This window comes from Rudaea sp. (genome assembly GCF_036383415.1).
GTDB lineage: Bacteria > Pseudomonadota > Gammaproteobacteria > Xanthomonadales > Rhodanobacteraceae > Rudaea.
In genome coordinates this window covers 1-7,304 of sequence record NZ_DASVOK010000049.1, presented here as the reverse complement: position 1 = coordinate 7,304, position 7,304 = coordinate 1, and the positions used below count along the sequence as shown (strand labels likewise).

The window sequence follows — 7,304 nt, the reverse complement described above, 5'->3', positions numbered from 1 at the left end:
GCTCGACGGTACGCGCTACTACGCGCGCATCGCCCAACGCATCGTCGCCTGGCTCGGCCTGCAGACGCATGCGGGGCGGCTGTACGAGGTCGACGTGCGCCTGCGCCCCGACGGCGGCAAGGGCCTGCTCGTGACGAGCATGAAATCGTTCGCCGACTACCAGCGCGAGCGCGCCTGGGTCTGGGAACAACAGGCGCTCGTGCGTGCGCGGCCGATCGCGGGCGATGCGGCGACACTTGCGCGCTTCGCCGGCGTGCGCGCGGCCACGCTCGCGCAGTTGCGCAACGCACATGACGTGATCGAGCAGGTCGTCGGCATGCGCCAGCGTTGGCGCGTCGAGCGCGATCGTTCGACCGCCGATCAGTTCGACCTCAAGCAGGGGCAGGGCGCGCTGCTCGACATCGAATTCCTGTTGCAGGCGCTCGTGCTGATCCACGCGCATGAGCATGCGGCGCTGCTGCGCAGAGGCAACACCGCGGCGCTGATCGCGCTCGCACGCCAGGCGGGACTGTTCGACCGCGTGCAGGCACGCGCGCTCGCCGATGCGCATGCAGTCCTGCTCGCACGCGGGCTGACCTGCACGCTCGATGCGCGCCCGCGCCTGGTCGAACGCGACGCGGAACTGCTGCACCACACGCAAGCGGTGACGGCCATCGCGACGGCGTTCGGCCTCAAATTCGCCTGATCTTGCTTTGCGCCCGGCGGGTGCGAAGGAATCAGCGCTCGAACGCGACGGCCACATCGGGCCGCGTCGCCTCGATGTGATGCCAGACCTTGCTCGCGACCATCGCCATTTCGCGCATCGGCGGCGGTTGCTGCCTGCCTGCGGCATCCGCGTGGATGTCGTGCAGCCAGCCCTGGTCGACGAGTTCGGCATGGAACGCCGCGAGCTTGGCCGGCGCGCCCGCCGGCAGCGAGGTTAATACCGGTGCGCCGGTCGCGCAGGCTTCGCTGAGCATGTTGACCGAATCGGGGGTGACGACGATGCGGTCGGCGACGGCGAGATAACCCGGATACGGATTGACGCCGTCGGCTTCGCCGCCCCAGAAGCAGGTGGTGCCGTTCTTGAACGCGCCGCGCAGGCGTTCGCGCCATTCCGGCGGCGTGCGCCGCGAGGTCGTGATCAGCAGCGAGCCGCCGTCGCGTTCGTGCCAGCGCTCGAGCCGGGTGAGCAACGCGTCGAACCACGCTTCGTCGGTGTCCAGTCCGTGCCGGCGTCCGCCGACGAGCAGCGCCGTGCGCGGCTGCGGCAATTGCTGCAATGTGGAAAATTCCACTTTTGCCGCGGCGAGCCAGGCGTCGTCGACCGGATTGAGCGAGCCCATGGTCTGGATGACGTTGTCGCCCTCGAGGCCGTCGTGGCGCGGCGCGACGACGAGATCGAAATGCTTGCGGTCGACGCGCGGATCGAGGATCTGCACGGCGTAAGTCGCACCGCCGCTGGCCTCGCGCAGCGCGCGTGTGATCACCGCGGCATGGCGACCGCAGCCGATCGCGAGCGCGGGCCAAGGCGCGGACAGCATCTTCCACTGCCAGCGCAGGATGGACAGGCTGGCGCCGCGTGTGAATCCCGGCCCGAACCAGCGCCACGGCGCGCGCAGCGCGATGCGCAGCACGCGTGGCGACACCCGCATCGCCAGCGCGAGCGACAGCGCCTGCCGCTCGTTGCCGGCCGCACCGTCGGTGATGACGACGACGCCGGCGGCGCGTCCTGGGCGATGGGGCAGTTCCTGCTTCACCCGGCGATTGTACGGTTGATATGCCTCACTGTCCTATCCGCGAGCACAATCCAAGGATTGTGCGTCGATATACTGCGTCCATCTTGTCATCGAGTCGCGATGGATTGAACCGTCGGACGCCATTTGTCGAATAACGATCCATTCACCGAATTTGCTGTAGTTCCGTCATCGACCCCATCAACCCCTGAGGATTTGCACACATGAAACGTCTTGCCTTGTCTGTCTTGTTGCCGGCTGTCCTGTTGTTCGCCAGCATTCCCGCCTTCGCCGCCGATGGCGCGAAAGCGCCTGCCGCTGCCGCCGCCGTGGCGAAGTACGACATCGACCCTGCCCACAGCAACGTCACTTTCGGCTGGAACCACTTCGGCTTCTCCAACCCGACCGCGCGCCTGAAGACGATCGAAGGCAGCGTGGAACTCGACAAGGCCGACCTGACCAAGTCGTCGGTTTCCGTCACTCTGCCGCTCGACGGCCTCGACACCGGCGTGGCCAAGCTCGACGAGCACGTGAAGAGCGCGGACTTCCTCGACGCGGCCAAGTATCCGACGATCACGTTCAAGAGCACAAAGGTCGAGAAGGCCGGCGACAACGGCCTCAGGATCACCGGCGACTTGACCGTGCACGGCGTGACCAGGCCGGTGACGCTCAATGCCAAGGTCAACAAGATCGGCCTGTTCGAGATGGGGCCGTTCAAGGCGCAGGCGGCCGGTTTCGACGCCGAGACGGTAATCAAGCGTTCGGACTTCGGCGTGAACAAGTATGTGCCCGCCGTCAGCGACGAAATCCCCGTGCGCATCACGCTCGATGCGAAGCAGGCGAAGTAACTGGTTGGAAGTTATCCTCACCCGGAAGGAAGCTGCCCGTTGAGGCGTGCAGCGAGGGCCGAGAGGAAGGGCGTCAGCCCATGCAAGAAAACGGCGGGTGAGGAGGCAGCCTTCTCACCTGCTGCGCGTCGCGCAGCGGCACGTCAAACTTACGGCGTCAGCCTTTCTTCACGCCCTGCGACTTGAGCGCTTCGAGGCCGGCAAGATTGAGGCCGCCGAGCGCGGTCTTGATCGCGTCGACATTCGGTACGTGCGAACCCCGTACCATGACGACGAAGCGGTCGCCGAGGATGATGGTGTACTCGCCGTCGCCCGAGTTGTTCCACTCCTCGTGCACGAGCCGGCCGTCCTGGTGGTAGGTCTTCTCGAATCCGTGGTCGCTCTGCTCCTCCTTTTCCAGCGCGCCGAATCCGGCCAGCGCCATGAGACCCGTGGCGCCGCCGGCGTCGGTGACGGTGAGCTCGTAGCTCGGGCCGCCCCCGCTGTTGTTGCCGTAGCGCGCCTCGGCGATCGACACCTGCATGCCGATCGGCGCCTGCTTCTGCACCGAGAAACTCGTGCGCGGCAGGCCGGCAAGAGTTTCCGGCACGAACGGCTTGAGCGCGTCGGGCGCGAGCGCCTCGACCGCCGCGCCGCCGCCGAGCACCGCGCCGAGCATCTGCCCGGCGGCGTCCGCTTGCGCCTTGGCGTCACCGGACTTCTGCGCGGCCTCGAGCTTCTTGCTCGCGGCCTCCGCGCGCTGGCCCATCGCCGCAAGCGCGCCGAGCGTGCTGTTCTTGTCGGGCGTGTAGGTCGACGAACTGTTGAGGCTGCCACTCATCGCACTGCCCATCGCGCCGCTCAAGCCGGTGACGCTGGCCAGCACCATGCCGAGAACGAGCGACAGCACGAAGCCGATGATGATCGTCGCGGCCGCGTAGCCGCCTGCCTTTTCCTGCGCGCATTTCATCGTGCTCGGCAGGCCGATGTAGAGCAGATAGATGCCGTAGATCGCCGCGGCGAGCGCCGCCAGCGAACCGAGCAGGCCGACGAGGCCGAGAATGCTCGCGACCCAGCCCGCGGTGTTCGCGTAGGCGATCGACTTGAGCGCCTGCACCTGGTTCTTCTCGCCGCCGAACGTCGGCGCCAGTGCATCGACGATGAGCATCATCAGATAGCACACGCCGAGCGCGATCACGTAGGTCACCACCATCTGGGTGATGCCCATGCCGATGCCGACGCGGTAGGTGCCGCCGACGATCGGAATCGAGATGCCGATGATGCTGAGCTTGAGCAGCTGGACCACCGCCGGAATAGCGGCAAGGATCATGATGTAGTTCGTGAACAGGCTCTGCACCGTCTCCTGCTCGGAGGCGATCACCGGCCATTCGGTTTTCGGCGTCAACAGGATGTTCTTGACCCGCGCGATCAGTTTGTTGAAATCCATTGCGGCATTCCCCGTCGGTAGTGGCAACTGGAGCATCATACCCATACTTCGGGTCACGGAAATGCGGCCTTGCACAATCGCGAATCGTGAACTCGGTCACGTTTCTGCGCGTGCATCGCGAACCTTGCTAAAATCCGCTTTCTCGCCGCTCTGCGGCTGCCTGTATGGAAGATCGCACCATGACCGCCGCTGCTGCTGCCTCGCCGAACCCCGCCGCGGCGAAGACGATTCCCGCCAACGCCGAGAATCGCTACGAGGTCAGCGCCGCCGACCTGCCGCTGTCCTGCCCGATGCCGGGCATGTCGCTGTGGAACTCGCATCCCAAGGTGTACCTGCCGGTCGAGGCCACGGGCAGCGCGAAGTGTCCGTATTGCGGTGCGGTCTACACGATCAAATCTTGATTCCGCGCTGCCGCGCGTCGCGATGACTACGCGCAAGCTGACCGTCGTGCAACTGCTGCCAGCACTCAACGCGGGCGGCGTAGAGCGCTCCACATTGGAAATCGGCGCGGCGCTTGCCGCCGCCGGACATCGTTCTATCGCGGTCTCGGCCGGCGGACGCCTGGTCGATCAATTCCTCGCCGCAGGCAGCGAGCACATCGCGCTCGACATCGGCCGCAAATCGCTAGCGACGCTGCGCCATGTCTGGAGGCTGCGTCGCCTGCTTGCCGAAATTCGCCCCGACATCGTGCATGCGCGCTCGCGCCTGCCCGCGTGGATAGGCTGGCACGCACTGCGCGGCATGCCGCAGACGATGCGGCCGCATTTCGTCACGACGGTGCACGGGCTCAACTCGCCCGGACGCTACAGCGCGATTCTCACGCGCGGTGAGCGCGTGATCTGCGTGTCGAACATGCTGCGCGACTATGTGTTGAAGCACTATCCCGGCCTCGACGCCGCGCGTGTCACGGTGATTCCACGTGGCATCGATCCGGCCGAGTTCCCGCGCGGCTATCGTGCGGATGACGCTTGGCGCGCGCGCTTCTTCGCCGAATTCCCGCAGCTTGCCGGCGGCCCGCTGTTGACGCTGCCCGGCCGCGGCACGCGCCTGAAGGGCCATCGCGACGCCGTCGAGTTGCTCGCCGCACTGCGCGCGCGTGGCGTCAACGCGGGTCTGCTCCTGCTCGGCGCGCGCGAGGCGGGGCGAGAAACGTACATCGAAGAAGTCGAAGCGCTCGCGCGCGAACGCGGAGTGGCTGATCGTCTCGCGATCACGCCACCGCGCAGCGACGTGCGCGAGGTGCATGCGATCTCCGACCTCGTCCTGCAATTGTCGACACAGCCCGAATCGTTCGGCCGCACCGTGGTCGAAGCGCTGTCGCTCGGCCGGCCCGTGCTTGGCTATGCGCATGGCGGCGTCGGCGAACTGCTCGCCGAGCTGTATCCGCAAGGCAGCGTTGCGCTCGGCGACGCTGCGGCTTTGCTCGAACGTGCCATCGAACTGCTGCGCGCCGCACCGCCGGTCGCGCCACTGGAAAAATATCGGCTCGCGGACATGCAGGCGGCGACGCTGGCGTTGTATGACAATGTCGTGCGCAGCGCGAGCGACGTGATCGCGCCGGAACGGATACGCCGATGAATCTGACCTCTCCTTCCGCATCGTCGCTGCGTCGCTACGGCCCGGCAGCGATCCTGCTCGCGGTGGTCGTGCTGCTGCCGTTCGCACGCAGCGCCGAGGCGGCGATCGACATCGGCGCGATCGCCGGTATCGTCCTCGCCTGGCGCCAGCGTGGCGCATTGGCGGCCAATGCTGGAGTCCGTCTCGCGGCGATGCTCTTTCTCTGCTACTGGCTACCGGCGCTGATCTCGGCGCCCGATTCGGTCGCGCCGGGACGCTCGTGGATGAGCGTCGCGACATTCCTGCGCTTCCTGCCATTTGCCTGGTTTGTCGTGCTGGCCTTGCCTGCGACGATTCCCTGGCCGCGTTTCGTCGGCACGGTCGGACTCGTCGTCGCGTTGTGGACGCTCGACGCGTGGATCCAGGCGTTGACCGGCCACGGCCTCGCCGGCGTTCCCGAGAAGGAACGCCTGTCGGGCATCTTCGGTGCTGGCAATCTGAAGTTCGGTCCGGCGCTCGCGGTGCTGTCGCCGTTCGCGCTCGCCGCCGCGCGCGCGCGCTTCGGCCTGCGCGGCCTCGTTGCCGCATTCGTGCTGCTGCTCGTGCCGGTTCTGCTCGCCGGTTCGCGCGCCGCGTGGATCATGTATGCGCTCGTCGTGGCGGTCTTCCTCTGGCGCGAGGCCGGGTCGTTCCTGCGATTCGTGACCTGGAGCGCGGCGGGGCTCGCGCTCGTCGCGCTGGTCGGCTTCGTCGCATTGCGCGGATCGGCCGCATTCGATGCGCGCGTCGAGCGAACGCTCGGCGTGCTCAATGGCACCGAGCAGGCGGTCGACGAGGCCGCCGCCGGGCGTCTGCAGATCTGGGGCACGTCGCTGCGCATGATCGCCGCGCATCCGATCAACGGGGTCGGAGTGCGCGCCTTCCGCGTCGCCTATCCGGACTATGCGCAGCGCGGCGACAAGTTCCTCGCCGAGGGCTGCGACGGCGGCGCCTGCCATGCGCACAATCTCGTCCTCGAAGTGCTCAGCGAGACCGGAACGATCGGACTCGCGCTGTGGATTGCCGGCGTCATCTTCGCGCTGCGCGCATGGCGGCGTGCGGATGCGGCCGCACGTTCGCGCGCATTCGTGCCGGGCCTTGCGCTCGCCGTGATGGTGTTCCCGATCAACGGCTACTTCGCGTTCTATTCGGCCGACTGGGGTTTGTTTTTCTGGTGGCTGCTCGCGTTGTATTGCGCGGCGCTGACAAGTAAAAACTGGGACGCGAAGCTGAGCGACTAGGGCGCGGATTTCTGTCCGCGCAAAAGACTCAGCGCCAGATAGCCGATCGCCGCCGCGGCGACGACGAGCACGCCCCAGAGCAGGAAGGTTTTCCAGTCGTATTTCGATGCGGGTGTCGGCGCCTGAAGTGCGGCGTTGCCGGCGAGGGTTTCGCGCGTGCCGAGGGCGGCGAGCGGCGGCTGCCAGCCGGCACCGAGCTTGGCGCGCAACTGGGCGAGGGCGACATCGACTGGATAGTCGGCTCGCCGCGCGGTCGCGCTGCCGGCGACGAGGCGATAGCGGTGCTGGGCGTCGCCGAGAAAGACGAAGCGGTCGGCGCGCCAGGCAAGATTCAAGGTCGGCGCGCGGTTGAGCGGCGTTGCCGACTGCACGCGCCATTCGCTGTCGCGTACCGCGCCGGTCAGCGTCGCTTCGTCGTTGACGATCGCCTCGCCGCCCTGCTGCAGGCGGAACGCGCTGAAGTCGGCGCGCGGCGTCC

General features: G+C 67.1%; 7 protein-coding genes and 1 pseudogene. 5 read left to right on the top strand and 3 right to left on the bottom strand.

Translation table 11 applies throughout. The annotated features are described in order from the left end of the window. Positions 1-685 (top strand): annotated as a pseudogene (locus VF497_RS01730) (glutamine-synthetase adenylyltransferase); the annotation flags it as partial. 31 nt (positions 686-716) lie between these two features. On the opposite strand, the gene VF497_RS01725 reads toward VF497_RS01730, so the two are convergent. Continuing rightward, positions 717-1,739, bottom strand: a complete 1,023-nt coding sequence (locus tag VF497_RS01725; protein WP_330885644.1) for a mitochondrial fission ELM1 family protein — start codon at positions 1,737-1,739, stop codon at positions 717-719. Between the two features lie 200 nt (positions 1,740-1,939). On the opposite strand from VF497_RS01725, the gene VF497_RS01720 reads away from it, so the two are divergent. Next, on the top strand, positions 1,940-2,563 hold the full coding sequence (locus tag VF497_RS01720) for a YceI family protein (protein WP_330885642.1): 624 nt from the start codon (positions 1,940-1,942) through the stop codon (positions 2,561-2,563). Positions 2,564-2,720: 157 nt separating this feature from the next. On the opposite strand, the gene VF497_RS01715 is transcribed toward VF497_RS01720, so the two are convergent. Further along, positions 2,721-3,989, bottom strand: coding sequence for a Yip1 family protein (locus tag VF497_RS01715; RefSeq protein ID WP_330885640.1), 1,269 nt, complete (start codon positions 3,987-3,989; stop codon positions 2,721-2,723). A gap of 179 nt (positions 3,990-4,168) precedes the next feature. Here VF497_RS01715 and VF497_RS01710 point away from each other — a divergent pair, with 179 nt between their 5' ends. The 3 genes from VF497_RS01710 to VF497_RS01700 are packed head-to-tail and all read left to right on the top strand — an operon-like array spanning position 4,169 to position 6,826. After that, on the top strand, positions 4,169-4,390 hold the full coding sequence (locus tag VF497_RS01710; RefSeq protein ID WP_330885638.1) for a zinc-finger domain-containing protein: 222 nt from the start codon (positions 4,169-4,171) through the stop codon (positions 4,388-4,390). Positions 4,391-4,412: 22 nt separating this feature from the next. Next, positions 4,413-5,567, top strand: coding sequence for a glycosyltransferase (locus tag VF497_RS01705; RefSeq protein WP_330885636.1), 1,155 nt, complete (start codon positions 4,413-4,415; stop codon positions 5,565-5,567). After that, positions 5,564-6,826: an O-antigen ligase family protein gene (locus VF497_RS01700; RefSeq protein WP_330885634.1), complete on the top strand. Its 1,263-nt coding sequence runs from the start codon at positions 5,564-5,566 to the stop codon at positions 6,824-6,826. The genes VF497_RS01705 and VF497_RS01700 overlap by 4 nt, the downstream gene beginning before the upstream one ends. Here the strand turns inward: VF497_RS01700 and VF497_RS01695 are convergent. After that, the coding region (locus VF497_RS01695; protein WP_330885632.1) for a DUF3999 family protein at positions 6,823-7,304 on the bottom strand (482 nt) is incomplete at its 5' end. The genes VF497_RS01700 and VF497_RS01695 overlap by 4 nt on opposite strands.